Origin of the sequence: Sphingomonas sp. (assembly GCF_965200135.1) — a bacterium.
In the GTDB taxonomy this organism is placed as follows: domain Bacteria; phylum Pseudomonadota; class Alphaproteobacteria; order Sphingomonadales; family Sphingomonadaceae; genus Sphingomonas.
The window spans coordinates 1-25661 of sequence record NZ_CBDATK010000011.1 but is presented as its reverse complement, the minus strand read 5'-3'; the positions used below and the strand labels follow the sequence as shown (position 1 = coordinate 25661).

The window sequence follows — 25661 nt, the reverse complement described above, 5'->3', positions numbered from 1 at the left end:
TCGGTTCCTGCGCAATCGCGCAAGACGTCGGGGACCGGCTGGCCTCCGCTCCTTCGAGCTGAGGCCGAGCCTCAATGCTTCAGGTCGCGCCAGACGTTCTGGTAGGCGCCCCAGGCGAGGAAGCAGAAGATCAGGATGAAGGCGAGCGCGCCCAGCCCGGCAGCGTGCCGCGTCTCCAGCTTGGGCTCGGCGGCCCAGGTCAGGAAGGCGGCAACGTCCTTCGCCATCTGGTCCACCGTCGGCCGCGTGCCATCCGCATACTCCACCTGCCCCTCGGTCTTGAGCGGCGGCGGCATCGCGATGTTGAGGTTGGCGAAATACTGGTTGAAATAGCGGCCCTTGGGCGTGACCGCATCGGGGAAGTCCCGGATCAACGCCGCCGGCTGGGCGACATAGCCGTGCCCGACCAGCGAATAAATGTAGTGCGTACCGTCATGGCGCGCCTTCGCCATCAGCGACAGGTCGGGGGGCACCGCACCGCCGTTCGCCGCCCGCGCGGCGATGTCGTTGGGATAGACGTGCGGGAAGTGATCCGACGGCACGCCCTTGCGCGTCGCGGTCTCGCCGGTGTCCGGGTTGATCGACGAGATCGTGTCCCACTGCGCCGCCAGCGCCTTTACCTGCGCGTCTTCATAGCCCAGCGCCGCCAGGTCGCGGAACGCCACCTGCCGGAGCGAATGGCACGCCGCGCAGACCTCCTTATAGACCTGATAGCCACGCTGAAGCTGCTGCTTGTCGTAATGGCCGAACACGCCGTCCGACGCGAAATGCACGTCTTCGATCGGGTGGTGGTAGTAGCGCTGCTCCGCCGTCGCGGGCGACGGGTCGGTGATGACGCCGGAGATGCTGCCCCACAGCGCGATGCCGAGCACCAGCACGAACGCCGCGCCGACCAGGGATGCGAGAAAACGGACCATTATCGTGTGTGTCCCCCAGGGGTCCTATGCGCGATCGACGGGCTCACGCGAGCGCCGTCTGGGCGGGGCTGGTGCCGCCATGCTTGGCCAGCACCGCCTCGGTGATCGAGTTGGGCAGCGGGCGCGGGCGCTCCGACCGGGCGATGATCGGCAGGATGATCAGGAAATGCGCGAAGTAATAGGCGGCGCCGATCTGGCTCAGGATCACGTAGATCGGCTCGGCGGGCGAGCCGCCGCAATAGCCCAGCACCGCGATGTCGACGACCAGCACCCAGAACGCGATCCGCGCCTTCGGCCGATAATTGTTCGAGCGGACCGGCGAGGTGTCGAGCCAGGGCAGGAAGAACAGCAGCAGGATCGACCCGAACATCGCGAGCACGCCCCACAGCTTCGCCGGCAAGATGAAGTCCGCGGTGAAGGCGCGCAGGATCGCGTAGAAGGGCCAGAAATACCATTCGGGCACGATGTGCGCAGGCGTCGAGAGCGGGTTCGCCTCGATGTAATTGTCCGGATGGCCCAGATAATTCGGATAGAAGAACAGCAGGAACGCGAAGATCAGCATGAACACGCCGACGCCGACGCCGTCCTTGGCGGTATAATAGGGGTGGAACGGCACCGTGTCCTGCTCGCCCTTGACGTCCAGCCCGGTCGGGTTGTTCGACCCCGGAATGTGCAGCGCCCAGATGTGCAGGATGATGACGCCCGCCGTCACGAACGGCAGCAGATAGTGGAGCGAGAAGAAGCGGTTGAGCGCGGCGTTGTCCGGCGCGTAGCCGCCGAGCAGCCACACGCGGATGCTCTCGCCGACCAGCGGGATCGCGGAGAAGAAGCCGGTGATGACCTGCGCCCCCCAGAAGCTCATCTGACCCCAGGGCAGCACGTAACCCATGAACGCGGTCGCCATCATCAGCAGGAAGATGACGACGCCCAACAGCCACACCATCTCGCGCGGCGCCTTGTAGGAGCCGTAATAGAGGCCGCGAAAGATGTGGGTGTAGACGACGATGAAGAACATCGACGCGCCGTTGGCGTGGGCATAGCGCAGGAACCAGCCGGCGTTGACGTCGCGCATGATGCCCTCGACCGAGTCGAAGGCGACGCCGCCATTGGCCGCGTAGTGCATCGCCAGCACGATGCCGGTGACGATCTGGATCGCCAGCGCGGCGCCGGCGAGGACGCCGAAGTTCCAGAAATAGTTGAGGTTGCGCGGCACCGGATAACCCGCGCCGACCGCGTTGTAGACGAGGCGCGGCAGCGGCAGCTTCTCGTCGAGCCACCGCATCAGCGGCTGCTTCGGCTCATAGTGCTTGGCCCAGGGGAAGCTCATGCGCGGGTCCTCAGCCGACCGTGACGGTCGTGGGGGAGTTGAACGTATATTGCGGCACTTCGAGGTTCTTCGGCGCCGGGCCTTTGCGGATGCGCGCGGCGGTATCGTATTGCGACCCATGGCACGGGCAGAAATAGCCGCCGAACTCGCCCCGGTTCTCACCCTCGGCGGCACCCAGCGGGATGCAGCCGAGATGGGTGCAGACGCCCATAGTGATGAGCCAGTTCTTGTGCCCGGCCTTGGTCCGCGCCTCCAGCGTCTGTGGATCGCGCAGCGCGGACAGCGGCACCGCGTCGGCCTCCGCCATCTCCTTGGTCGTCAGGTTGCGGACGAACAGCGGCTGCTTGCGGAACTGCGTCTTGATCGCCTGGCCGGGCAGGATCTTCGACAGGTCGATCTCGGTCGAGGACTGCGCCAGCACGTCGGCGGACGGGCTCATCTGATTGACCAGCGGCAGCACGATCGCGACCACGCCCGCGCCCGCGAACGACACGGCGGCGATGTTGAGGAAATCGCGGCGACGCGGATCGCCCATCTCCTCGTCGAGCAGCGCCGGGTCCTCACCGGGAGGAAGCTGATCGGAAACGGTCGCCATTCACTTGCCCTATGCTGTGTCCGGCCGGGACCAACGCCCGGCGGCCCGCCTGAACGGCGGTGAAAGCTCGCGGTCCATTAGACGGCGGGGCCGCGCTTTGCCAACCCCTTCCCCACCCCCTTTTACGTCGCGAGTGCGGGCGGTTAACGAACGCGCATGCGGCTCGCCCTCTATCAACCCGACATCGCCGGCAACGTCGGCACCATCCTGCGGCTGGCGGCGTGCATGGGGGTGGGCGTCGATCTGATCGAGCCGATGGGCTTCGCCTGGGACGCGCGCGCGTTGCGGCGCGCGGGGATGGACTATGCCGCCGGGGCCGAGGTGGCGCGCCATGCCGACTGGGCGGCGTTCGAGGCGGGCGCGACCGGGCGGCTGGTGCTGTTGACCACGACGGGCGCGGTGCCGCTGTTCGAGGCGGCGTTCCGGGCGGACGACGTGCTGCTGCTCGGCTCGGAAGGCGCGGGCGTGCCGCCGAACATCCATGCCCGCGCCGACCTGCGCGTCCGCGTGCCGATGCGCGCGGGGTTCCGCTCGCTCAACGTCGCGGTCGCGGCGGCGATGGTGCTGGGGGAGGCGCTGCGGCAGACGGACGGGTGGGTTGGGTGACGCTATCGCGCAGCGGCGGACATTCCGAACGTCGGTTCGCCGTATGTCCGCTTTCGCCCACTTGCGGACATTCGGAGAGATCGGCAGATTGCGGCATGCTCAATAGTCGTTCAGCGGTTGTGCTTGCGGCCTACATAGTAGTCGGTTGTTCGCCTCAGCTGGAGAAGCACGTCGCTGCCGTCGTGGTGAGCGTGGCGGAGCACACTCAGCCCAAGTTCGATGCGGATGAGTTAGTCGTCACCGCCAAAAGCGAAGATGGGGCGATGGGCAGCGTTTCGGTACTTCGGGCGCGGTTGCGCTGCCGGGTTGGCGATACAGTGAGCGCGCGGGAACAAGGAATAGCCCTCAAATTGGAGCGGAGCGCCTGCGAGCGCTGAACGTCCGCTATCGCCCAGTAGCGGACATAAGCTACCTCATGTAAGCGAGCGCATGGTTCGCCTACGAGCATATTCGTTCGTCATGTCCCTCCCGCTCGTGCTGGTGCTGGTGGGCATGGTCTGGTTCTTCGTCGCTGATGGAGACCGCGTGATGATCGGCTGGTTCGTCTTCGCTGCTGGATTTGCTTTACAGGTTTTTCTCGGACTCACGATCGCTTGTCCGAAGTGTGGCAAGTCGCCCTACACCATCGGCCCGAATTGGGGTCCGTTTGGCTTCGCTGGTAAGCCCATCCCCGACGTAATTTGTTCCAGATGCAGCCATGACTTTCGAACGAAATCGAACGGCAGCTAACCACCAACAACGGACTTTCGCTCACCAGCGCCGGCCGCCATCGGTAACCACGCAATGGTAACAAGCTGAGCGCTGCCCGTCTTCGTTGTACCACTCGTGCTGTCCGCCCGCAGCCTCGCAGTCGGTTCCCTTCGGAGCCCAGCTAAGCGCCCAGAACGGCAGCCGCTGTCGCATCCATGTCCGCCGCCTGTAAGGCTGCCGGGAAAGGAGCGCGGCTTCAACCATGAGCGTTCGATAGCCTGACACAACGTCCGCTTTCCACCACAAGCGGACGTTCCGACGCACCGACCCGTCTACCCGGTCTCGACGCAGCGCCCGCCCGCTCGCTAAGGCGTAGCCATGCCCCTCCTCGACCCCCAGCAAGCCGCCGCCCGTACCTGGTTCGAAGCTTTGCGCGACCGCATCTGTGCGGCGTTCGAGGCGATCGAGCGGGCGGCGGGGTCCGATGCCGCGTTCGAGTATATCGCCTGGGACAGGGCCGATCCCTCGGGCGAACCGGGCGGCGGCGGGGTGCGGGGCGTGATGAAGGGGCGGGTGTTCGAGAAGGTGGGGGTCAACGTCTCGACCGTCGGCGGGACGCTGGAGGGCGAGTTCGGGCGGACCATCCATGGCGCGGGCGAGGACCCGCGCTTCTTCGCCACCGGCATCAGCCTGGTGGCGCACATGGCGAACCCGCATGTGCCCGCCGTCCACATGAACTGCCGATTCCTGCGGACGACGAAGCAGTGGTTCGGCGGCGGCGCGGACCTCAACCCGCCGCTGCCGGTCGAGGCCGACACCGCCGACTTCCACGCGCGGCTGCGGGCGGCGTGCGACGCGCACGATCCGGCCTATTACCCCCGCTTCAGGGCGTGGGCGGACGAGTATTTCTACATTCCCCACCGCCAGGTGCATCGCGGCGTCGGCGGCATCTTCTTCGACCATCTGGAGAGCGGGTTCGAGGCCGATTTCGCCTTCGTCCGCGATGTCGGCGAGGCGTTCCTCGACATCTATCCGGCGATCGTACGGCGGCGGATGGCGGCGCCGTTCACGCCCGCCGATCTGGCGGCGCAGCGGCGCTGGCGCGGGCGCTATGCCGAGTTCAACCTGGTGTACGACCGGGGGACGCTGTTCGGGCTGAAGACGGGCGGCAACATCGATGCGATCCTGATGAGCCTGCCGCCGGTCGCCGAATGGGACTGACGCCGGTGCCGGGCGACCAGTTGGCGACGGTGGTCACCACGCTGGAGATGCGCGAGCGGCCGCGCGCACGGCCCCTGCCCACCTCTGCGTTGCGGCTGGTGCGCTGGGCCGCGCCGGCGCCGGACGCCTACCGCGCGCTGTTCCGGCGCGTGGGTGGTCCGTGGCTATGGTATTCGCGCCTGACGCTCGACGACGACGCGCTGGTGGCGGTCACGCACCGTGCCGAGACGCAGGTCCATGCGGCCGTCGACCGGCGCGGGATCGAGGTCGGGTTGCTGGAGCTGACGCACCCGGCGCCCGATCGATGCACGCTCGACTATGTCGGGCTGGTCCCCGAACTGACCGGGCAGGGGCATGGCGGCTGGCTGATGACGCTGGCGCTGCAACTCGCGTGGCGGGCGGAGGTCCGCTGCGTGAGCGTCAATACCTGCACGCTGGACCATCCACGCGCGCTGGGCTTCTATCGGCACGCGGGCTTCGTCGCGGTGAAGCGGACGATCGAGACCTTTCCCGATCCGCGCGCGCTGGGGCTGCTGCCCGAGGACGCCGCTCCTCACATCCCCCTGCTCGCGTCACCGCGAGGGACCGCCTGACGGCGGCTGGCCCCTGCTCGCGTCACCGCGAGGGACCGCCTGACGGCGGCTGGCCCCTGCTCGCGTCACCGCGAGGGACCGCCTGACGGCGGCTGGCCCCTGCTCGCGTCACCGCGAGGGACCGCCTGACGGCGGCTGGCCCCTGCTGACCAGCCGGCGATAGGCGGCGATCGCGATCAGCGCGGATGCGATCGCGGCGGCGGTCTCGCCGGCGGCGGCGAGCGCGTCCGCCGTCGCCAACGCCGCGACGTTGACGCCACCGGGCCGCGCGCGCAGCCAGCGGTCGAGCAGCAGGAACGGCTGCGGCACCAGCCAGCCCATCGCCAGCGCGATTCCGACCGGGCCGATCAGCGCCAGCGCCGCACCCCGGCTGAGCCGCCAGCCGCGCCCCAACGCCGCCAGCGCGCCGAGCGGCCGCTCCGCCACCAGCGTCGGCCCCGCCGCGATCAGCCGCGCGAGCACCCAGATGCCGGGCAGGACGTACAGCGCCAGCCCGCCGAGCGAGACCAGCCCGACCACCATGCTCAGCAGCATGAACCGCGGCAACAGGCCGACCCCGAGTTCCAGCGCGCCCCGCACGTCCGGCGTGCTGCGGTCGAGATACAGCGCGTAGACGCTCGCGGTCGCCCAGGCGTCGATCACGGCGCGCGCCAGATACCAGGCGCCGCTGGTGCCGAACCACTGGGTCAGCTGTTCGACGTAACGCTGCGCCTCGGGACTGGCCGGCTCCATCCCGGCGACGGGCAGCGGCGGGCCGGGCACGAGCAGGATCAGCGCGAACGTCGGCAGGAACCACAAGGCGCCGGCGATGCCGAGCAGGACCGCCCGATCGCGCCGGAGCATCGCCCAGGCATCCGCCAGCAGCGCGGCGGGGGTCAGCCCCATGGACCGCTCGCCGTCCTCGGCTCGACGGTCGCGGGCGTCGCGACGGCGGCGTGGAGACGCGCCGCGAACACGCCCACGACGACGATGAACGCCGCCGTCACCGCGGCATCCGCGAGGCTGCCGAACCACGTCGCCGTGGCGAAGCCGTTGCCGCCGAGCAGCAGGCGGAAGACGATGAACGTGACGGAGCGCGCGGCGAAGGCGGCGACGCCCCAGACCAGCGTGAACAGCAGGTTGACCCCGATCAGCTTCCACCCCAGCCCGCGGGTCAGCGCGAACGAGCGCGCGAACGCGCCGATGCCGCGCCGTTCCAGCGCGACGACCGCGTTGACCAGGAACAGCCGCGCGCCGATCCACAGCCCGACCAGCGCGAGCACCAGCGCATAGAGGACGCAGAACAACGCCGCGCCGGGTGCAACCTTGGCGGGCGAGGCGCTGCCCGCCTGCGCCGACGCCGCCTGGAAGTCGAAACCGCTCGCCAGCAGCACGCCGACGATCGGCAGCGTCGCGATCATCACGACCGCGAACGCGACCAGCGCCACCAGCAGCCCGGCGGGCACGCGCCGCGCCGCCAGCCGCCCGGCCTCGCCCCGCGTCATCGCCGGGTCGCTCGCGACCGTGACGACGGTGAACAGACCCCAGACGATCAGCGGCACCACGAGGATCGCGACCACCGCCCCCAGCGCCGCCGCGCCCGCCGAGGGGCCGCCATAGGCCCGGATCGCGCCCTGCACCGCGAAGGGGAGTAAAAAGGCGATCAGCGCGATCGGCGCGAGCACCCGCCCGCGCCCCGCGAGCACGTCCGTCGTGGCGTCCCACACGTCACCCATCCTGACCACTTCGTCGCCCTCCGCTCGCGTCCTGGATCGCGTGTAGGGAGAGGCGGCAGGCCGGGCAACGGTTGCGCGCGCGCCGTCGCCGCCGCACATGGAGGCGCGTGACCCTGCCCCTCCCCGAATGGCGCATCAGCCCCGGCCCGACGCCGTACGACGAGGCGCTGGCGGCGATGGAGGCGCGCGCGGCGGCGGTGGCGGCGGCAGAGGCCGGGGAGCTGATCTGGCTGCTGGAACATCCGCCGGTCTACACCGCGGGCACCAGCGCGCGCGCCGCCGACCTGCTCGACCCGCGCTTTCCGGTCGTGGCGGCGGGGCGCGGGGGGCAATATACCTATCACGGGCCGGGGCAGCGGGTCGGCTATCTGGTGCTCGATCTCAACGCGCGCGGCCGCGACGTGCGCTGCTTCGTCCACGCGGTCGAGGGCTGGGTGATCGCCACGCTGGGCGAGCTGGGAGTGGAGGCGTTCCGGGCGCAGGGGCGGGTCGGAATCTGGACGCTCGCCGACGGCAGGGAGGCGAAGATCGGCGCGATCGGGGTGCGGGTGCGGCGCTGGGTGACGCTGCACGGCTTCTCGATCAACAACACGCCCGACCTGTCGCACTTCGCCGGCATCGTGCCGTGCGGGCTGCCGCACCATCCGGTGACCAGCCTCGCCGCCCTCGGTCGCGCGGTGCCGATGGCGGAACTGGACGCCGCGCTGGCGCGTAACATGAATACCTTTCTCGAAAGCTTTTCTTGCACCCGCGAAATGGAGGCTTGAGGGGAACGGCCGTTTTGCGTAATGTCCACGGTGATTTGGGTATTAAGGGCGATCCAGCCGTCCAAATCCTCAATCCAAGGGAGCTTTTCCATGCGTGCAATTTCCAAGATCCTGACCGGTTCGCTCATCGCCGGCGCGGCGCTGGCCGTCGCGGCCTGCGGCCCGAAGACCGAGACGACCACCACCGACAACACCATGGTCACCGACATGAACACGACCGGCGACATGGGCACGATGAACGACACCATGACGACCACGGATTCGACCGCGAACACCGGCATGATGTCGAACGACATGTCGATGGGCAACTCGATGGGCGGCAACGACATGATGATGTCGAACAGCACGACCACGACGACCACCACCAACGCGATGTGATCGCGCGTTCCCGGCGCGTCCGGGAACAGGTGAACGCCAGATAAGGAGGGCCGTCCGGGCGACCGGGCGGCCCTCTCTCGTTGAGCCGACACCGCTTGCGCGGCGAACCGAGTCGCCCACCGCGCGGAACCGCTTGGGTTCCGGCCCCGACCGCCTTAGGGACGTGGTTAACGACCGGTGAGAGGCGAGCGAGATGGTAGTGCGTAAGGCGTTCAGATCGGGGGCGATGGCGGCGGTGATCGCGGCGACGGGGCTGGCGGGCACGCCAGCCGCCGCGCAGTTCTACCTCAAGAACCAGAGCTATCCGGGTCAGCCCGTGCAGGGCGACGAGACCGGGATCGGCCAGCCGATGCCCGGCGCGACACCGGCCGAGCTGCGCGCGTCGCTGGTCTGGAACATGCGCGCCGCGCTCAACGTCGCCGCGCTGCAATGCGGATTCGAGCCGACGTTGCTGACCGTCACCAACTACAACGCGGTCCTGAAGGATCACACCGCCGAGCTGAAAGGGGCATTCGACACGCTGACGAAGTATTTCGTCCGGGTCGGCAAGACCAAGCCCAAGGGCCAGTCGATGCTCGATCAGTTCGGCACGCGCACCTATTCCAGCTTCGTGACCGTCGCCGGCCAGTTCGCCTTTTGCCAGACCGCGGCGTCGATCGGCCGCGACGCGGTGTTCACGCCACGCGGCCAGTTCGGGGCACTGTCGGCGAACCGGATGGCGGAGCTGCGCGCCAGCCTGACCAGCGCCTTCTACGAAACCGGCGTGGTGCCGCTGTCGGTCGGACCTAGCCTGCCGCTGCCGCGCCTGGACGCGCAATGCTGGGACAAGAAGGGCCGGTGGCGCGCGAACCGCTGCGGGGCGTTCGCCTTTTCGCCGGCGGCGTAGTCGCTCACGGGCGTCATTCCCGCTCTGCCGGTGATCCGCGTTCTTCCCGTCATCTCCGCGAAAGCGGGGACCCATCGCGTGGACGCCGTCCGCTCGTGGCGATGGTGAAGCGGGACCGGGCGGGAGATGGGTCCCCGCTTTCGCGGGGATGACGGTGGATCTTCGGGATAACGGTGGGGTCGGCCCCCCGTTACCGCAGCCCCAGCAACTTGTGCGTCTGGAGGCTCAGACGCCACCACGGCCGCGCCATCACCAGGTCGATGCAGGCGCGCGTGTTCGCCTCGCCGGCCGCGTCGTCCAGCGGCTGGAGCAGCCGGTGCCCGAAGCTCCAGCCTTCGACCGCATCCAGATCGATCCCCCGCTGCGGCCAGACCAGCTTCAGCTCGTCGCCGTGCCGCTGGATCACGTCGCTCCCCCCCTTGGGACTGATGCAGACCCAGTCGATCCCCGGATGCGCGGGCAGCGTGCCGTTGCTCTCCATCGCGATGCGGAAGCCCGCCCGGTGCAGCGCGTCGACCAGCGCGTCGTCGATCTGGAGCATCGGCTCACCGCCGGTGAGCACGGCGAAGCGGTCGACGGTCCCCTCTCCCCAGGCCGCGGCCGCCGCCGCCGCCAGTGCGTCGGCATCGGCGAACTTGCCGCCGCCGTCGCCATCGGTGCCGACGAAATCGGTGTCGCAGAAGCGGCACACCGCCGTCGCGCGGTCCTGCTCGCGCCCTGACCACAGGTTGCACCCGGCGAAGCGGACGAAGACGGCGCGGCGCCCGGCGTTCACCCCCTCCCCCTGCAACGTCAGGAACAGCTCCTTGACCGCATAGGTCATGGGGCGGCGGGTGGCCGGGCGTAGACGGTCGGGTCGGGCACGCCCGCCTCCTCGAAGCCCTTGTGACGCAGCCGGCAGCTGTCGCAAAGCCCGCAATGCTCGCCGTCAGACGTCGGATCGTAGCAGGACCAGCTCAGCCCCATGTCGAGCCCCAGCCGCGCGCCCTCGCGGACGATATCGGCCTTGGTCATGTCCTGCAGCGGCGCGTGGATGCGGAACGGGCTGCCCTCGACACCGGCCTTGGTGGCGAGTTCCGCGAGGGTCGCGAAGCCGGCGATGAACTCCGGCCGGCAATCGGGGTAGCCGGAATAGTCGAGCGCGTTGACGCCGATGAACAGGTCGCGCGCGCCCGCCGCCTCCGCCCAGCCGAGCGCCAGCGACAGGAAGATCGTATTGCGCGCGGGCACATAGGTGACGGGGATGCCCTCTCCGACGCCGTCCTTGGGCACGTCGATGTCGGCGGTCAGCGCCGATCCGCCGAACGCCGACAGGTCGAGCGGCAGCACGACGTGGCGCTCCACTCCAAGGGTCGCGGCGACGCGGCGCGCGGCGGCGAGCTCGACGCGGTGACGCTGGTTATAGTCGATCGACAGCGCGAGCAGGCGATAACCCGCCGCCTGCGCGCTGGCGGCGGCGACGAAGGAGTCGAGCCCGCCCGAGACGAGGACGACGGCGATTGGGGAAGTCATCAGCGGCGCGCTAGGCCCGCCGTCCTCCCGCCGCAACGAAAAAACGGGCCGCGGTGAGGCGGCCCGAGGTTTCAATCAAAGGGAGAAAGCGTGCCGATCAAAGCACGAGGATCGGTGTAGAGGGCGAAGGTGAAGGTCCGGTTAACGGGGTTGGCAATCCTCCCCGCCTGCGGGGGAGGTGGCAGTCCGCAGGGCTGGCGGAGGGGACGCTCCACCAGCGGATCGCCTGCCGGCCGCCCCCTCCGTCACGCGCTTCGCGCGCCACCTCCCCGTGCCGGGGAGGATCAGGTCGCGTCCGCCGCTACCGGCAGCTTGAACACCTGCGCGCAGAAATGGCAGTCGACCTTGATGAAGCCATCGTCGTCGGCCATCGCGCGGCGCTCCTCCTCGGGAAACTTCGCCAGCACCGACCGGATATAATCGCCGTCGCAGCGGCAACCACGCACGATCGGCGTGTCGCCGAGCAGCCGCACCTCGTCTTCGTTGAACAGCCGCCACAACAGCGCCTCCAGCGCCAGCGCCGGATCGGCCAGTTCCGTCGCCTCGACGGTGCCGCCGAGCGTCGCGACATGCTCCCATTCGGGGTGATCGAGCCGGGTGTGCAGCCGCTCGCGACCGTCCTCGCCCTCTGGCAGATGCTGGAGGAACAGCCCGCCCGCGACCGTGCTGCCGTCCGCGCGCTTGTCGATGCCGACGCGAACGAGGCTGGGGATCTGTTCCGACTGGACGAAATAGCTCTCCGCCGCCGCCGCCATCGTGTCGCCGTCGAGCGGGACGATGCCCTGATAGCGCTCGCCGGTCGCGGCGAGATCGAAGGTGATCGCGAGATAGGTCTGGCCGAAGAGTGCGAACAGCGAGGGCTCGGCGGGCGCGTCGGCGAGCCGGTCGGCGTCGTAGTCGACATAGCCCCGCACCTCGCCGCCGCGATAGTCGCAGACCAGCAGCCGCACAACGCCGGTCTCGCTCTTGGTCTGCATCGTCAGCTGGGCCTGCGGGTCCTTGAGCGTCGATCCGATCAGCGCGACCAGCGTCAGCGCCTCCGCGAGCAGCCGCTCGATCGCGGGCGGATAGGCGTGCGCGGCCAGCACGCGGTCGAGCGTCGGCCCGAGCCGGACGAGACGACCGCGCGCGTGACGCTCGGGGATCGCGAAGCCGAGCGCGCGGTCGATGTTGGTGTCGGAGAGGTCGGTCACGCGAAGTCCTTCGTCATCCCCGCGCCGGCGGGGATCCATCGCGCCTCAAGCGCTGCTGGAGAGATGGACTCCCGCCGTCGCGGGAGTGACGATGATATGGGACGGGTGTGGTCTCGATCAACCGCGAGAGCATCAAGGCCGCGCCGCCCCGCCGGCCGATCTTGCGCGTCTCACCGGCAGCTACGCTGTCGGCGTGCGCGCTGCGATCTGCCCGAAGCACCACCGCAGCACGCTCTTCTGCGCGTGCAGGCGGTTTTCCGCCTCCGGCCAGATCAGCGATTGCGGGCCGTCCATCACCGCGTCCGTGACCTCCTCGCCACGATGCGCGGGCAGGCAGTGGAGGAACTTCGCGTCGGGCTTGGCGCGCGCCATCAGCGCTTCGTCGACCTGATAGGGCGCGAGCGCGGCGAGCTTGATGTCGGCATGCGCCTGGCCCATCGAGATCCAGGTGTCGGTGACGACGATGTCGGCGCCCGCGACCGCCTCCGTGGGCGACGCGACGACGCGCGCGCGGCCGCGGCCGCTGGCGATCACCGTGTCGTCGGGCTGAAAGCCCTGCGGGCACGCGGCGACGACGTCGAACTGCATCAGGCCCGCGGCCTCCGCGAACGACGCGAGCACGTTGTTGCCGTCGCCCAGCCATGCGACCTTCAGGCCGGGCAGCGCCTTGCCGCTGTCGATGATCGTCAGCAGGTCGGCCATGATCTGGCAGGGATGCGAGGCGTCGGTCAGGCCGTTGATGACGGGGACGGTCGCATAGTGCGCCATCTCCTCCAGCTTGGCGTGATCGTCGGTGCGGAGCATGATCGCGTCGCAATAGCCCGACAGCACGCGCGCGGTGTCGGCGACGGTCTCGCCGCGCCCGAGCTGCGAGGTGCCGCTGTCGAGGATCAGCGCGGACCCGCCGAGCTGGCGCATCGCCATGTCGAACGACACGCGGGTACGGGTGGAGCTCTTCTCGAACACGCAGGCGAGGACGTGGCCGGCCAGCGGCGCGTCGGCGTCGGGGCGGCCCTTGCGCCAGCCCGCGCGCGCGACCTTGCGATCGAGCGCGTCGGCCAGGATCGCGGCGATCCCGTCGGGACCGGCGTCGGTGAGCGAGAGGAAGTGGCGCATCTAATATCCTCCTCGGCACGGAGAGGTGGCGCGCGCATAGTACGTGACGGCAGGGAACCGCAGCGAGGAGCATCGCCCGTGGCGCGCCCCCTCCACCACCGCGCTCCGCGCGGCGGTACCCCTCCCCGTCCCGGGGAGGATTTCAATCATCGCTCGCCGGCACGTACACCCGTGCCGCCTCGCTCAGCTTCTCGATGCACTCGGCGATCTCGGCCTCGCCGATCGTCAGCGGCGGCAGCAGGCGGACGACGTTGTCGCCGGCGGACACCGTCAACAGCTGGTGCTCGTCGCGGAGGAAGCCGACGAACGCCCGCGCGTCGCTCTTGAGCTTCAGCCCGAGCATCAGCCCCTTGCCGCGCACCTCGTGGAACAGGTGGTCGTGGTTGGGGATCATCTGTTCCAGCGCGCCGCGCAGCCGCTCGCCTATGCGCGTGACCTCGTCGAGAAAGCCCGGTCCCTCGATCACGTCGAGCACCGCCTCGGCCGCCGCCATCGCCAGCGGGTTGCCGCCATAGGTCGACCCGTGCGTGCCCGCGACCATGCCCTTCGCCGCACGCTCGGTGGCGAGGCAGGCGCCGAGTGGAAAGCCGCCGCCGATGCCCTTCGCCACGCTCATGATATCGGGCGCGATGCCGACCTGCTCGTGGTAGAAGAAGGTGCCGGTGCGCCCGTAACCGCACTGGACCTCGTCGAAGATCAGCATCAGGCCGTGCTCGTCGCACGCCGCGCGCAGGCCCTTCAGGAAGGCGTCGGTGCCGACCGACACGCCGCCCTCGCCCTGGATCGGCTCGACCATGAAGCCCGCGGTCGTCTCGTCGATCAGCGCCAGCGCCGCGTCGAGGTCGTTGAACGGGGCGTATTTGAACCCCGGCAACAGCGGCTCGAACCCGTCGCGCATTTTCGCCTGGTTGGTCGCGGAGATCGCGCCCAGCGTGCGGCCGTGGAAGGCGGAGTTGAAGCAGATCAGCGTGTTGCGCTGCGGATTGCCCTCCGCATAATGAAAGCGCCGCGCGGTCTTGATCGCGCACTCCACCGCTTCGACGCCCGAGTTGGTGAAAAACACCGTGTCGGCGAAGGTCGCGTCGACCAGCCGCTGCGCCAGCCGCTCCTGATGCGGGCTGCCGTACAGGTTGGAGACGTGCATCAGCGTCGCCGCCTGCGTCGCGATCGCCTCGACCAGCGCGGGGTGGCCATGGCCGAGCGCGTTGACCGCGATCCCGCCGGCCATGTCGAGCGCCTTCGTCCCGTCCTCGGCGAACAGGTAGCAGCCCTCGCCTCGCACCGGCCGGAACCCGCAGCGCGGATAGACGGGCATGAGCGCGGGGATGGTCACGGGGGTTGCTCCCAAACTGAAAGGGCGGCCCGTGGTGGACCGCCCGGTCGCAGTCATAAAGCCACGGGGCACGGGTCACAACCCACCTTGCCCGCGAAGGAGAGCGGGAGGTCTAGTCGCTCGCCAGCTCCGCCGCGCGGCTGACCAGCGTCAGCAGGCGCATCTCGTCCACCGCCGCCGCCGGATCGTTCCACCCCGCCGTCAACACCCGCCACCGACCCGCCTTGGTCTGGAGCAGCAGCGTCAGGTTGAGCACGCCCGGCTCCGACCCGCCCTTGTAGCCGACATAGGCGAAGCGTCCGGCGATCGTCGGCGCGATGCCGGGATTGATCGACAGGATCGCGCGCGCGTCCGCGCCGGGGCCGCGCTCCGAATGCCGCCGCAGCCAGTCCAGCACCCGCACCAGATCGGCCGGCGAGGCGAACCATTCGAGCGTGCCGATGCGAACCGGCTTGCCGTCGGCGAACAGCGGGCCGATCGCGCTGCCCGGCGTCCGCGCGATCTCGCCCGCGAGCAGCGCGCGCCGGCCGCGCTCGTCGGCGGCGAGGTAGTGGGTGCCGAGCGCGCCGCCGCCGACGCCCTTCAGCTTGAACAGGTCCATCGTGCGGAGCCACGGCCGGTTGCGCGCCGGGTCCTTGATCCCGACCGTCGCCTGCATCGCCTCGATCCGCTCGCGGCCGAGCGTGTCGGTCAGGATGTCGGTGGCGCTGTTGTCGCTGACGGAGATCATCTGCCGCGCCAGTTCGCGCAACGGCACCTTCGTCCCCGCCGGCTTGTGGTTGTACCCTCCGGCCGGGCGCTCGGCGGCGTCGAGCGTCACGACATCGTCCCAGTGCCGCCGTCCCGCCTCGACGTCGGCGACCAGCGTCGCCAGCACCACCAGCTTGAACGCGGAACCGAGCGCCAGCGGCCGGTCGGGCGCGAGCGACTGGATCAGGCGCGGTTCGCCCGTGCCGAGGTCGGCGAGCGCGAAGCCGGTCTGCCCCGGCAGGGCGCGGATTGCGGCGACCACGGCATCCATCGTCGTCTCCGCCGCCGCGGTCGGCCCGGCCCCGACCACGCGCAAGCCGACGATCTTGCCGGGCGGGGTCGGCGTCACCGTCATCGCGAAGCGCGCGGTGCCGCGCTCGTAGCGGATCGTGACGACGCCCTCCGTCGCCGACCCCGGCTGGATGCCCGCCACCGCCAGCGCCTTGCCGAACGCATCGGCGAGCTGCGTCGACACCGCGCGGAACTGCGGCTCCGGGATGGCGGTGAGGATCGCAGGGTCGAGCGTGTCGGCGAGCACGCCGCCGCCGTTGAGGATCGGCAACAGCTCGGCGGCGCGCTGCGTCAGCGCCGGCGACGGCGCGGGCGCGACCGGCGCGGCAGGCGGCGGCGTCTGCGCCATCGCGCTTGCGCTCGCGAGGCTCAGCGTCAATCCGGTCAACATCCGTCGCATGGTCTGCTCCCCCTTGTCGCGCGCCCCCTTGCCGAGGCGACGCCGCGTCGGCAAGTGTATTGTTACAGCAGCACAGCGCCGCGCGATCCTATAAGGCCACGCGCACAACGGCAGCGTTCCCGGCCATATCGACGCCGCCATCGACGCCGCCATCAAGCGCGACGTTCGACAGAGTGGCGACCGCGCGGGCGCGTTGCTCGTCGCGTGCCAGCGCAAGCTGGCGGCGGTCACGCGCGCGAGCGAGGTTCACTTGATGATCTTCGGCCACGAACGGCATGTTCTTACGCCCCCGACGCGAGCCGGGTGGATGCAGGCGGCTGCCCGTTCACCCGGCGGTCAGCACCGGGGAACGCCGGACGCCGGGCGAACGATTGCGCTCGTCGGACGTCAGAAACGGCGGGGTCGGTCGCCGATCAGATCGCAGGTGCCGCGAAAGCCGTAGCTGGCCGTACCCTGGACCGTGATGCGGCCGCTGCGTCGATCGATGACGACACGGGGCTTGTTCAACCCGTTCAGACGATAGCTGGCGCGGATCATGTCGGCGCCGACCGAGACGTCGGTCAGGGCCCACCACCCGTTGTCGCCACGCGAGTTGATCGGCGGGATCAGCGAGCGGGGCAGGCGGATGCGACCGCCGCCATCCCACACCTGCACCATGAGAGAGGCGTCGAAGACCTCGGTCCGCGTCTCGTTGTAGCGGCCGTACTCGTACCGCTCGCGGTCCGGATTCCATGTCCAGGTCGTACCGCTGGCGATCCCGGCTCTGGCGCCATCGCCGAAGCAGACCAGGCCAAGGTCGACCGGCCGACCGTCGACCACCGGCCCGCCACCGCCCGGCAGCGCGGTCGGTCGATCGCCCTGGGGGCGGTACGCGGGACGCCCGCCCCCCGGCATCGCGCGATCGTCCTCCCGATAAAGCGGCGGTTGATCGCCGCCATCCGGGCGCGGCCGGGTGCCGACCGGCTGGCCGCAATCGGGCGCTGGTGTCGGCTGGAACGACACATATCGCCCATCCATCGTGGCGACCACCACGCACTGGCGGCGCGCGGCGTTCCACCAGTTCGCGTAGCTCCGATCGTCACCTTGCGTCCCGCCGGTGTTGCGAAAGCCGCGGCGCACGATCTCACCCTCGGCCTGGCCGGCGCGTGCCCCCCGCAGGTCGTCCAGGCCAGTCGATTGCGCGGTTGCGACGCCGGGCAGCGTCACGAGCAGCAGCGGGGCGGCGGTCGCGATCGAACATCGTGCGAACAACATTCTGTCTCTCCCGCTCGACTCGGGCGCCGCCGCCGAGCAACGCAGATTTACGCCGCGAGGGAGATCACGTCCATCAGTGGAAAAGCAGTCCGAGCCCGATCGTCAGCACGATGCTGGTCACCATCCCGATCGACGCATCCAGAAAGGAGCGCGGCAGCGACTGGCTCAGCTCCCGGCTCAACCAGCGAATCTCGACCACACCATAGAACAGCAGCGCGGCAGCGATCGCGCCGACGCCCGCGACCTGCAGCGGCAGTTGATGATGACTGACCATCGAGGTGCCGCCGCTGACCAGGATCGCGAACGGCGAGATCGCGTAGCATTGCGCGTAGAACGGCGGCTTCAGGGTATCCCGGTTCAGCGGTTCGGCGCTGCGATTGACCTTGCGCGACGCGAGGACGAGCGCGAACAGACCGAACAACACGAGGCGGAGCAGCAGCAGCGTGGTGTTGTCGTCGACCAGGCCGGCCAGGCCGCGCTTGCTCGTAACGATCGGATTGGCCCCGTCGATCGCGATCCCCAGTCCGTCGACCGCGACGACGGTCAGGATCAGCATGATCGGAGGACTGACGGTTTCGCGATACTGCCGCTTTCGTTCGAGCAGCAGCTGCTCTTCGGCATAGCGCATCGTCGCGAGGGGGTGCCGAACGATCCGCCACAGCGTGATCGGAAAGAACACGAGCCAGCTCATCAATTCGTACAGCAGCTCGTCGAGTGAGTTGAGCCACAGGACGAAGTTCACGCGCCTCTCTCACTCTCGCCGCAGGACCCGGCCCGATCGTCGCCCGGACCGACGAACGGCGTCAAGCGACATCGCGATCTGCGGCGCGCCCTCACGCGTCGATGGCCTCTTCCTCCAGCCGCCCCGCATTCTCCTGAATGAACGCGAACCGATGCGCCGGGTTGTTGCCCATCAGGCGATCGACCAGATCCTTCACCCCTGCCCGCTCCTCATATTCCTGCGGCAGCGTGATGCGGATCATTCCCCGCGTCTTGGGGTCCATCGTCGTTTCGCGCAGCTGCATCGGGTTCATCTCGCCCAGCCCCTTGAAGCGCGCGACCTCGACCTTCTTGCCCTTGAACTTCGTCCGCTCGATCTCGGCGCGGTGGGCGTCGTCGCGGGCGTAGAGCGACACCGCGCCGCTGGTCAGCCGATACAGCGGCGGTTGCGCCAGATAGAGGTGCCCGCGCCGGACCAGGTCGGGCATCTCCTGGAAGAAGAACGTCATCAGCAACGTCGCGATGTGGGCGCCGTCGACGTCGGCGTCGGTCATGATGACGATCCGGTCGTAGCGCAGCGCCTCCTCGACGAAGTCCTTGCGCGTGCCGCAGCCGAGCGCGAGCGTCAGGTCGGCGATCTCCTGGTTCGCGCCGATCTTGGCGGCCGTGGCGCTGGCGACGTTAAGGATTTTTCCGCGGATCGGCAGGATCGCCTGCGTCTTGCGGTCGCGCGCCTGCTTCGCCGAGCCGCCGGCCGAGTCGCCCTCGACGATGAACAGCTCGGTCCCGGCGGGCGCGTCCGACGAACAGTCGGTGAGCTTGCCCGGCAGCCGCAGCCGACGGCCCGAGGTCGCGGTCTTGCGCTTGACCTCGCGCTCCTGCTTGCGCCGCAGGCGGTCGTCCATCCGTTCGAGGACATAGCCGAGCAGCGCCTTGCCGCGATCCATGTGCGCGGACAGCCAATGGTCGAAATGATCGCGCATCGCCTTTTCGACCAGCCCGGCGGCCTCGGGCGAGGTCAGCCGGTCCTTGGTCTGCGACTGAAACTGCGGCTCGCGGATGAATACCGACAGCATCAGCTCGGCGCCGACCATCACGTCGTCGGCGGTCAGGTCCTTGGCGCGCTTGTCCTTCACCAGCTCGCCGAACTGGCGCAGCCCGCGCACCAGCGCCTGGCGCAGCCCCTGTTCGTGCGTGCCGCCGTCGGGCGTCGGGATGGTGTTGCAATACCAGGAGAAGCTGCCGTCGCTCCACAACGGCCAGGACACCGCCCATTCGACGCGGCCCTGCTCGGCGCCGTCCGTCTTCGGGAACGCCTGCGACCCGGCGAAGAAGTCCGCCGTCGCGCATTCGCGTCCGCCGATCTGTTCGCGCAGGTGATCGGCGAGGCCGCCGGGAAACTGGAACACCGCCGCCGCCGGGGTGTCGTCGGTGACGAGCGACGGGTCGCAATGCCACCTGATCTCGACGCCCGCGAACAGATACGCCTTGGACCGCGCGAGCCGGTAGAGCCGCTGCGGCTTGAACGCGAGTTCCGGGCCGAAGATCTCCGTATCTGGCGTGAACGCGACGCTGGTCCCGCGCCGGTTGGGGGTGGCGCCGACATGCTCCAGCGGTCCGAGGGTCTGCCCCCTCGCGAAGCGCTGGCGGTACAGCTGCCGGTCGCGCGCCACCTCCACCACCGTGTCGCTGGACAGCGCGTTGACCACCGACACGCCGACGCCGTGCAGCCCGCCCGAGGTCGCATAGGCCTTGCCCGAAAACTTGCCGCCCGAGTGCAGCATCGACAGGATCACTTCCAGCGCCGACTTGTCTGGAAACTTCGGGTGCGGGTCGATCGGCATGCCGCGGCCGTTATCGGCCACGGTCAGGCGGTTGCCGGGTTCCAGCGTCACCTCGATCCGCGTCGCGTGGCCCGCGACCGCCTCGTCCATCGCGTTGTCCAGCACCTCGGCGGCGAGGTGGTGGAGCGCGCGCTCGTCGGTGCCGCCGACATACATGCCCGGCCGCCGCCGCACCGGCTCCAGCCCCTCCAGCACCTCGATCGACGAGGCGTCGTAGTTCTCGATGCTGGTGGGGGGTGATGCGAACAGGTCGTCGGCCATGGCGCGGGTATGGCGGAACATAAGCGGGGTGGAAAGGCGGTTACGGTTCCTTAACGCCCGTCGTGCCACCGTATCGGGCATGAAAGCGGTGATCTTCGCGCTGATCGTACTGCTGGGCGTCGACCAGGTCGCCTGCCACGGCCGCTATATCCACGCGATCGGGGCCGGGATGAGCGATGCGGGTCACGAGATCGGGTCCTGGGTATTCCAGACCTGACCACCTGCGTTCCGCCCTCACCCCGCCTTTGTAAGGTTTCGTTGCCGCCGCGTCGAAGCGCGACATGAAGCGTACCTCCCCCGTTCAACAAGGGAGTAATACATGCGTTTCACCATCGCCGCCGCGCTTGCCGGTGCCGCCTTCATCGCCGCCACGCCGGCCATGGCGCAGGACGTGCCCGAGGATGCGCCGTTCAACGGCGTCTATGTCGGCGGCTCGTTCGGCTATGACGTGCAGCCCAACGACGTCGGCTCGCGCGTGCTGTTCGATCGCGGCATCGACGGCCGGTTCGGCGACACCGTCACCACCGCGGCGGGCGCCAACGCCTTCGGCACCCCGGTCGGCGGCTTCTGCAACGGCAGCGCCACCGCGGGCACCAGCCCGACCAGCCCGACCGCGCCCGCGCGTTGTCGCAACGACAAGGACGGCGTCGCCTATTACGTCCGCGCCGGTGCCGATTCGCAGTTCGGCAACATGGTCCTCGGCTTCGTCGGCGAGTTCGGGCGGTCGGAGATCAACGACAGCACCACCGCGTTCTCGACCACGCCGGCCAGCTACACCATGTATCGCGACATCGATTGGGAAGCGTCGATCCGTGGCCGGGTCGGCTATGCCGCCGGCACGACGCTGTTCTACGCCGCCGGTGGGCCGGGCTATGCGAAGATCGACCGCCGGTTCACCACCACCAACACCGCCAACGCTTTCAGCGAGCGCGGTCGCCGGACCCAGTTCGGGATCACCGGCGGCGGCGGGATCGAGCAGAAGCTCGGGCGCAACTTCTCGGTGGGCATGGAATATATGTACCATCAGTATGACGACAACGACTATCGCGTCCGCGCGACGCAGGGCACCGCCCCGGCGACCAACCCGTTCGTGCTGGGCACGACGGCGGGCACCGACTTCCGTCGGACGGACACGAAGTTCCGCTGGCATTCGCTGCGCGCCACGGCGGCGTTCAGGTTCTAGCCGCAGGGCGGCTTGCGCCAGTCAAACTGGCGCAAGACTCGCCCAAGGCCGGCCGGGCTCGGCGACTAGCCGAGCTTCGACGTCACCGGCTTTGCCCGTGACCGCCTGAAAGAAAGGCCGCCGCTCCCCCAAGGCGGCGGCCCATTTCAATAGTTCAACCCGAAGCCGATCAGTCCGCCGACCCAGGCGATCCATACCACCCCCAGCAGCGCCGCCGCGCCCAGCACCGCGCCGAGCTTGACGATCCGGCCCTGATCCGACCGCAGCGAGCGCCAGGCGTACACCACGCCCGCGACCGCCCCGGCCAGCGGCACCAAGCCCGCGATCTGCAGCGTGCGGATCAGCCAGTCGATCGACGTCGAGTAGAACGCGACGTTGCTGTCCAGGATCGGCTTGAGCACCAGGAACCACGCGAACAGATAGGCGAGGTCCGCCACCGCCGCGATCCGTGCCCAGCGGCGCGCCCTGGCCACCGGACCGGTCGGCGCCGCCTGCCCGTAGCGCCGCCGCGCCAGCGCCGTGACCGGCCAGAGCACGGCCGTCAGCAGCAGGATCAGCACCGCGACACCGAAGACCTTGAGGTTGAGGCCGGCATCGCGGCCGATCGGCACCGGCTGGAGCACGCCGGCCGGGTTGCGGCTGTCGATCAGCGTCCGCACGCCCCCGACCGTCCGCATCGCGATCTCCCGCGCGCCGCCGACCTCGCGCCACTGCCACGGCGCGATCTCGCGGAACCGCTTGCCCGGCGCGGAGTCGAAGGCGAGCGTCGCGTCGGGGTTCACGCTCACCACGTCCTGCCCCTGCAACACGTAGAACAGTCCGATGAAGCCGTGCTCGACCCGGCGCGACGATTCGTACCGCCCCGCGATCGCCTCGCCATGCGCGCGCGCGGTCGCCAGCGGCGGCGGATCGGCGGCGGGGGGTGCGGGAAAGTAGCGGTCCATGAACCCGTCGAGCAGCCGCTCGCGGACACCGTAGACCGCGTCGCCCGCCCCACGGCTGTTGAAGCTGAAGAAGATCCCCGTCCGCTCGGCCGGGACGATCGCCAGGTCGCTGTGGAACACGATCGTGTCGCCGCCATGCTCCAGCACCGCGCGACCGTTGCGCTGGTTGAGGAAGAAGCCATGCGCCATCGCGTCGAAGCCGGGCAGGTGCGGCAACGACGCGCGATGCATCAGCTGCGCCGTCTCCGGCCGCAGGATCTGGCCGCCGCCGAACCGGCCGTCGTCCAGATGCGCGAGCATGAAATTGGCCATGTCGTTCGCGGTCGTCGACAGCCCGCCGGCCGGACCCGGCGTCACCAGCTCGAACGGCTGCGGCGGACCGTCGGCGGTGCGATAACCTTTCGCCGACAGCGCCGCGAGCGCGGGCGGCAGCGGCTGGCGAAAGCTGGACCGGGTCATCGCCAGCGGCGCGAAGATGTGGTGCTGGACGTAGTCCTCAGAACGCTCGCCCGACGCGCGCTGGACGATATAGCCCGCGAGCGCGGTGCCGTAGTTCGAATAGGCGGGCACTTCGCCCGGCGGGAACATCACCGGCGGCACATGGCTCTTGAGATAGACCGGCAGCGACTGGAACTTACCCGCGTCGACCGCCAGCACGTCCTTCAATCCCTCCTCGAACCCCGCGCGATGCGTCATCAGGTCGGTGAGCGTGATCGGCCGCGCGCCGGTCGGCACCTCGATGCGGAAGTCGAGATAGCGGTTCACGTCCGCGTTGAGGTCCAGCTTGCCCTGTTCGACCAGCTGCATCACCGCCGTCCAGGTGAACAGCTTCGACGTCGAGCCGGGACGGATCAGCGTCGTGGCCGGGTCCATCGGCGTGCCGCGCGCGACATCGGCATGGCCATAGCCGCGCGTCAGCAGCACGCGGCCGTCCTTCACGACCGAGATGACGACGCCCGCGATCTCGCCCTGATCGAGCGCGGCGGGGAACATGCCGTCCAGCCAGGCGCCCAGATCGGCGGCGTCGAGCGGCCGCGTCGCCATCGGCGCAGGCATGGCCGGATCGGGCCGGGCGGGCGCGGCGGCGGGCACCAGCGCCGCCGGCTGCTGCGAACCGGCGCGGGCGGCGATACCGGCACCGGCCAGCGCGGCCACGAACAGGAGCGGGGCAGCCCAATGGTGCCTCGACCAGCGCAATGCGTCCATCAGCCCGCTCCCCATCGTTAAGGCGAACAGTTATTCTTTTTTGCGCGAGGACGTCAAGACGCTAGGATGGGGCATGCCCAAACGCGACGCCGACCATATGAACGCGCAGCGCGAACGCATCCTGCGCGCGGCGATCGGCTGCATCGGCGATCTGGGACTGGAGCGCACCTCGGTCGCCGCGATCTGCAAGGCGGCGGGGCTGAGCGTCGGCGCGGTCTACAAGCATTTCGCCGGCAAGGACGAGATCGTCGCGGAGGCGCTGCGCTTCGCCGCGATGGCGGAGGCGACGATCCCCGAGCGGTGGCCGGACCTGCGCGACAGCATCGCGGAGGTGGTCGACGAGGAGGGCTTCGACGTCACGACGATCGCGCGCACCAACCTGCAACTGCTGGCGAGCAGCATGCGGCAGGGGCCGCTGCGCGACATGCTGGCGCCGTTGCTCCACCGCCAGCTGGCGCTGCTGGCGCGGCGGTTGGCGGCGATGAGCGACGACGGCCAGCTGCGCCTGCGGATGTCGCCCGCGCGCACCGCGCTGTGCATGTCGGCGCTGGCCGACGGCATCACCTGGATCGGATTGGCGAGCGGCCGGCCGCACGACGAGATCGCCGCCGATATCGCCGCGGGGCTGGCCTGCTTGGTCGAGTTGCCGGACGGCTAGACCATGATCTCACCATTCGCCCTGAGCCACTTGGAAGAGCGTGAGGCTCACCTGTGCTTCGACTTCGCTCAGCACGAACGGGGCAAAATGACGTCATCCTGCTCCAGACCCGCGCGCCTCGGCAGCGCCATCGAACACGACCGCATTGGCTATGCGGCCGGCCGTCGGCGCCGCCGAGCTTCGGTCAGCGTACGCGCGGTCCGCCGAACGGGAGCGGCGGCGGCGCGCGGCGATCGCGGCGCGGCAGCTGTGCCTGATAGGCATGGCCGCAATGCGCGACGCAGTACGGGAAGCCGGGGTTCACCTTGTCGCCGCAGAAGTGGAAATCGGGCTCGCCGGGGTGACCGAGCGGCCATTTGCAGATGCGGTCGTTGAGATCGAGCAGCGTCGTCTTGCCCGCGACGTCGGCCGACGGCTTCGCGGGCACCAGCCGGCGCGGCGGCGCGGGCGTCGTCGGCGGGTGCTGTTCGCCCGGCGACTGACGCACGAACCCGCCCGGACCGACCGAGCGCATGATCGGCTGCGGCGTCGGCCGGTCGGCCACCGGCTCGCCGGCAGGCTCCGGCGCGGCGGGCGCGGCGGCTGCGGCGACGACCGGACGCGGCGCGGGCGGCGGCGCGGCGCGCACCGGCTCGGGCGGCGGGGGTGGCGGTGTCGGCTCGGGCGCCTTGACCTCCGGCTCGTTGGGCCGGACCGGCGACGGTCGCGCCTGTAGCCCCAGCCGGTGCGCCTTGCCGATCACGGCGTTGCGGCTGACCCCGCCCAGCGCTTCGGCGATCTGGCTGGCGGTCTGCCCCGCCTCCCACATCGTCCGTAGCTGTTCGATCCGGTCGTCGGTCCAGGACATGCACTACCCTTCAAAGCGTTGCGGCCGGGGGCGGCGCGGGCTACCCGCATGGCGATGAGCAGCCAGCCCCCGATCGGTCAATTGCAATCGGCGATCAGGACCGCGCCCCCCCTCAACGGTTTCGGCGTCCCGGTGATCCGGAACGTCAATTGGGGCGGCCTGAAGACCCTCTATGTGAAGGAGGTGCGCCGGTTCTTCAAGGTGCAGCTCCAGACGGTGTGGGCGCCGGCGATCACGACGCTGCTGTTCCTGATCGTCTTCACCATCTCGACCGGGGCGAAGCGGCCGGTCCATGTCGGCGGCATCGACGTGCCGTTCGCCGACTTCATCGCGCCGGGCCTCATCATCGCGCAGGGCATGATGGCCCCCGCCTTCGCCAATGCCAGCTTCTCGCTGCTGGTCGGCAAGATCCAGGGTACGATCGTCGATTACCTCCAGCCGCCGCTGTCGAGCG

General features: G+C 69.5%; 27 protein-coding genes and 1 pseudogene. 11 read left to right on the top strand and 17 right to left on the bottom strand.

All coding sequences use genetic code 11. From position 1 onward, the window contains the following. Nucleotides 1-71: 71 nt before the first annotated feature. From ACOFKS_RS13205 to petA, 3 genes are read right to left on the bottom strand one after another with little or no spacing between them, the layout of a single operon-like run. Entirely contained in the window at nucleotides 72-917 is an 846-nt protein-coding gene (locus tag ACOFKS_RS13205; protein WP_419809719.1) for a cytochrome c1, read from the bottom strand. 43 nt (nucleotides 918-960) lie between these two features. Then, nucleotides 961-2244: a cytochrome b gene (locus ACOFKS_RS13200; protein ID WP_419809718.1), complete on the bottom strand. Its 1284-nt coding sequence runs from the start codon at nucleotides 2242-2244 to the stop codon at nucleotides 961-963. 10 nt (nucleotides 2245-2254) lie between these two features. Beyond that, on the bottom strand, nucleotides 2255-2779 hold the full coding sequence (gene petA, locus ACOFKS_RS13195; protein WP_419809791.1) for a ubiquinol-cytochrome c reductase iron-sulfur subunit: 525 nt from the start codon (nucleotides 2777-2779) through the stop codon (nucleotides 2255-2257). Between the two features lie 216 nt (nucleotides 2780-2995). Here petA and ACOFKS_RS13190 point away from each other — a divergent pair, with 216 nt between their 5' ends. The 4 genes from ACOFKS_RS13190 to ACOFKS_RS13175 all read left to right on the top strand — a co-directional run bounded on the left by ACOFKS_RS13190 (nucleotide 2996) and on the right by ACOFKS_RS13175 (nucleotide 5949). Next, on the top strand, nucleotides 2996-3445 hold the full coding sequence (locus ACOFKS_RS13190) for a tRNA (cytidine(34)-2'-O)-methyltransferase (protein ID WP_419809717.1): 450 nt from the start codon (nucleotides 2996-2998) through the stop codon (nucleotides 3443-3445). Nucleotides 3446-3904: 459 nt separating this feature from the next. After that, complete coding sequence (locus ACOFKS_RS13185) at nucleotides 3905-4174, top strand: hypothetical protein (RefSeq protein WP_419809716.1); 270 nt, start codon at nucleotides 3905-3907, stop codon at nucleotides 4172-4174. A 339-nt stretch (nucleotides 4175-4513) separates the two neighbouring features. Next, complete coding sequence (gene hemF / locus ACOFKS_RS13180; protein WP_419809715.1) at nucleotides 4514-5356, top strand: oxygen-dependent coproporphyrinogen oxidase; 843 nt, start codon at nucleotides 4514-4516, stop codon at nucleotides 5354-5356. Next, nucleotides 5347-5949 (top strand): GNAT family N-acetyltransferase, encoded by a 603-nt coding sequence (locus ACOFKS_RS13175; RefSeq protein WP_419809714.1) that lies wholly within the window; start codon nucleotides 5347-5349, stop codon nucleotides 5947-5949. Before hemF ends, ACOFKS_RS13175 begins: the two co-directional genes overlap by 10 nt. A gap of 108 nt (nucleotides 5950-6057) precedes the next feature. On the opposite strand, the gene ACOFKS_RS13170 is transcribed toward ACOFKS_RS13175, so the two are convergent. Together ACOFKS_RS13170 and ACOFKS_RS13165 are read right to left on the bottom strand one after the other, a co-directional pair. Beyond that, nucleotides 6058-6834, bottom strand: a complete 777-nt coding sequence (locus tag ACOFKS_RS13170; RefSeq protein ID WP_419809713.1) for a hypothetical protein — start codon at nucleotides 6832-6834, stop codon at nucleotides 6058-6060. Beyond that, nucleotides 6825-7664, bottom strand: coding sequence for a hypothetical protein (locus ACOFKS_RS13165; protein WP_419809712.1), 840 nt, complete (start codon nucleotides 7662-7664; stop codon nucleotides 6825-6827). Before ACOFKS_RS13165 ends, ACOFKS_RS13170 begins: the two co-directional genes overlap by 10 nt. Before the next feature lie 107 nt (nucleotides 7665-7771). On the opposite strand from ACOFKS_RS13165, the gene lipB reads away from it, so the two are divergent. From lipB to ACOFKS_RS13150, 3 genes are all read left to right on the top strand, one after another. Beyond that, complete coding sequence (gene lipB / locus ACOFKS_RS13160; RefSeq protein ID WP_419809711.1) at nucleotides 7772-8431, top strand: lipoyl(octanoyl) transferase LipB; 660 nt, start codon at nucleotides 7772-7774, stop codon at nucleotides 8429-8431. Nucleotides 8432-8521: 90 nt separating this feature from the next. After that, nucleotides 8522-8809, top strand: a complete 288-nt coding sequence (locus ACOFKS_RS13155; protein WP_419809710.1) for a hypothetical protein — start codon at nucleotides 8522-8524, stop codon at nucleotides 8807-8809. 193 nt (nucleotides 8810-9002) lie between these two features. Further along, the gene (locus ACOFKS_RS13150) at nucleotides 9003-9695 is read left to right on the top strand and encodes a hypothetical protein (protein ID WP_419809709.1); all 693 of its coding nucleotides are present in this window, start codon (nucleotides 9003-9005) and stop codon (nucleotides 9693-9695) included. Nucleotides 9696-9885: 190 nt separating this feature from the next. On the opposite strand, the gene queE is transcribed toward ACOFKS_RS13150, so the two are convergent. The 10 genes from queE to parE all read right to left on the bottom strand — a co-directional run bounded on the left by queE (nucleotide 9886) and on the right by parE (nucleotide 20369). After that, nucleotides 9886-10518: a 7-carboxy-7-deazaguanine synthase gene (gene queE, locus ACOFKS_RS13145; RefSeq protein WP_419809708.1), complete on the bottom strand. Its 633-nt coding sequence runs from the start codon at nucleotides 10516-10518 to the stop codon at nucleotides 9886-9888. Beyond that, on the bottom strand, nucleotides 10515-11207 hold the full coding sequence (gene queC, locus ACOFKS_RS13140; RefSeq protein ID WP_419809707.1) for a 7-cyano-7-deazaguanine synthase QueC: 693 nt from the start codon (nucleotides 11205-11207) through the stop codon (nucleotides 10515-10517). The genes queE and queC overlap by 4 nt, the downstream gene beginning before the upstream one ends. Before the next feature lie 284 nt (nucleotides 11208-11491). After that, the gene (locus ACOFKS_RS13135; RefSeq protein ID WP_419809706.1) at nucleotides 11492-12400 is read right to left on the bottom strand and encodes an Hsp33 family molecular chaperone HslO; all 909 of its coding nucleotides are present in this window, start codon (nucleotides 12398-12400) and stop codon (nucleotides 11492-11494) included. A gap of 180 nt (nucleotides 12401-12580) precedes the next feature. Then, entirely contained in the window at nucleotides 12581-13516 is a 936-nt protein-coding gene (gene argF / locus ACOFKS_RS13130) for an ornithine carbamoyltransferase (protein ID WP_419809705.1), read from the bottom strand. Nucleotides 13517-13658: 142 nt separating this feature from the next. Beyond that, nucleotides 13659-14849 (bottom strand): aspartate aminotransferase family protein, encoded by a 1191-nt coding sequence (locus ACOFKS_RS13125; RefSeq protein ID WP_419809704.1) that lies wholly within the window; start codon nucleotides 14847-14849, stop codon nucleotides 13659-13661. A 112-nt stretch (nucleotides 14850-14961) separates the two neighbouring features. Next, nucleotides 14962-16290 carry a serine hydrolase gene (locus ACOFKS_RS13120; protein ID WP_419809703.1) on the bottom strand — a complete coding sequence of 443 codons (1329 nt, stop codon included), beginning with the start codon at nucleotides 16288-16290 and terminating at the stop codon, nucleotides 14962-14964. An 88-nt stretch (nucleotides 16291-16378) separates the two neighbouring features. Next, entirely contained in the window at nucleotides 16379-16567 is a 189-nt protein-coding gene (locus ACOFKS_RS13115; RefSeq protein WP_419809702.1) for a hypothetical protein, read from the bottom strand. A 110-nt stretch (nucleotides 16568-16677) separates the two neighbouring features. Continuing rightward, nucleotides 16678-17544, bottom strand: coding sequence for a hypothetical protein (locus ACOFKS_RS13110; protein WP_419809701.1), 867 nt, complete (start codon nucleotides 17542-17544; stop codon nucleotides 16678-16680). Between the two features lie 73 nt (nucleotides 17545-17617). After that, a complete protein-coding gene (locus ACOFKS_RS13105; protein ID WP_419809700.1) occupies nucleotides 17618-18286 on the bottom strand; it encodes a hypothetical protein in 669 nt (222 codons plus the stop codon). Nucleotides 18287-18377: 91 nt separating this feature from the next. After that, nucleotides 18378-20369, bottom strand: a complete 1992-nt coding sequence (parE, locus tag ACOFKS_RS13100) for a DNA topoisomerase IV subunit B (protein WP_419809699.1) — start codon at nucleotides 20367-20369, stop codon at nucleotides 18378-18380. Between the two features lie 79 nt (nucleotides 20370-20448). On the opposite strand from parE, the gene ACOFKS_RS13095 reads away from it, so the two are divergent. Together ACOFKS_RS13095 and ACOFKS_RS13090 are read left to right on the top strand one after the other, a co-directional pair. Further along, nucleotides 20449-20586, top strand: coding sequence for a hypothetical protein (locus tag ACOFKS_RS13095; protein ID WP_419809698.1), 138 nt, complete (start codon nucleotides 20449-20451; stop codon nucleotides 20584-20586). 102 nt (nucleotides 20587-20688) lie between these two features. Beyond that, nucleotides 20689-21552 carry an outer membrane protein gene (locus ACOFKS_RS13090; protein ID WP_419809697.1) on the top strand — a complete coding sequence of 288 codons (864 nt, stop codon included), beginning with the start codon at nucleotides 20689-20691 and terminating at the stop codon, nucleotides 21550-21552. 146 nt (nucleotides 21553-21698) lie between these two features. On the opposite strand, the gene ACOFKS_RS13085 is transcribed toward ACOFKS_RS13090, so the two are convergent. After that, nucleotides 21699-23702, bottom strand: a complete 2004-nt coding sequence (locus ACOFKS_RS13085; RefSeq protein WP_419809696.1) for a serine hydrolase — start codon at nucleotides 23700-23702, stop codon at nucleotides 21699-21701. Nucleotides 23703-23775: 73 nt separating this feature from the next. Between ACOFKS_RS13085 and ACOFKS_RS13080 the strand changes: the two genes are divergently transcribed. Then, entirely contained in the window at nucleotides 23776-24360 is a 585-nt protein-coding gene (locus ACOFKS_RS13080; protein ID WP_419809695.1) for a TetR/AcrR family transcriptional regulator, read from the top strand. Nucleotides 24361-24544: 184 nt separating this feature from the next. Here the strand turns inward: ACOFKS_RS13080 and ACOFKS_RS13075 are convergent, their stop codons facing one another. Then, on the bottom strand, nucleotides 24545-25207 hold the full coding sequence (locus ACOFKS_RS13075) for a GcrA family cell cycle regulator (RefSeq protein ID WP_419809694.1): 663 nt from the start codon (nucleotides 25205-25207) through the stop codon (nucleotides 24545-24547). Nucleotides 25208-25261: 54 nt separating this feature from the next. On the opposite strand from ACOFKS_RS13075, the pseudogene ACOFKS_RS13070 reads away from it, so the two are divergent. Then, nucleotides 25262-25661: pseudogene (locus ACOFKS_RS13070) on the top strand (multidrug ABC transporter permease); the annotation flags it as partial.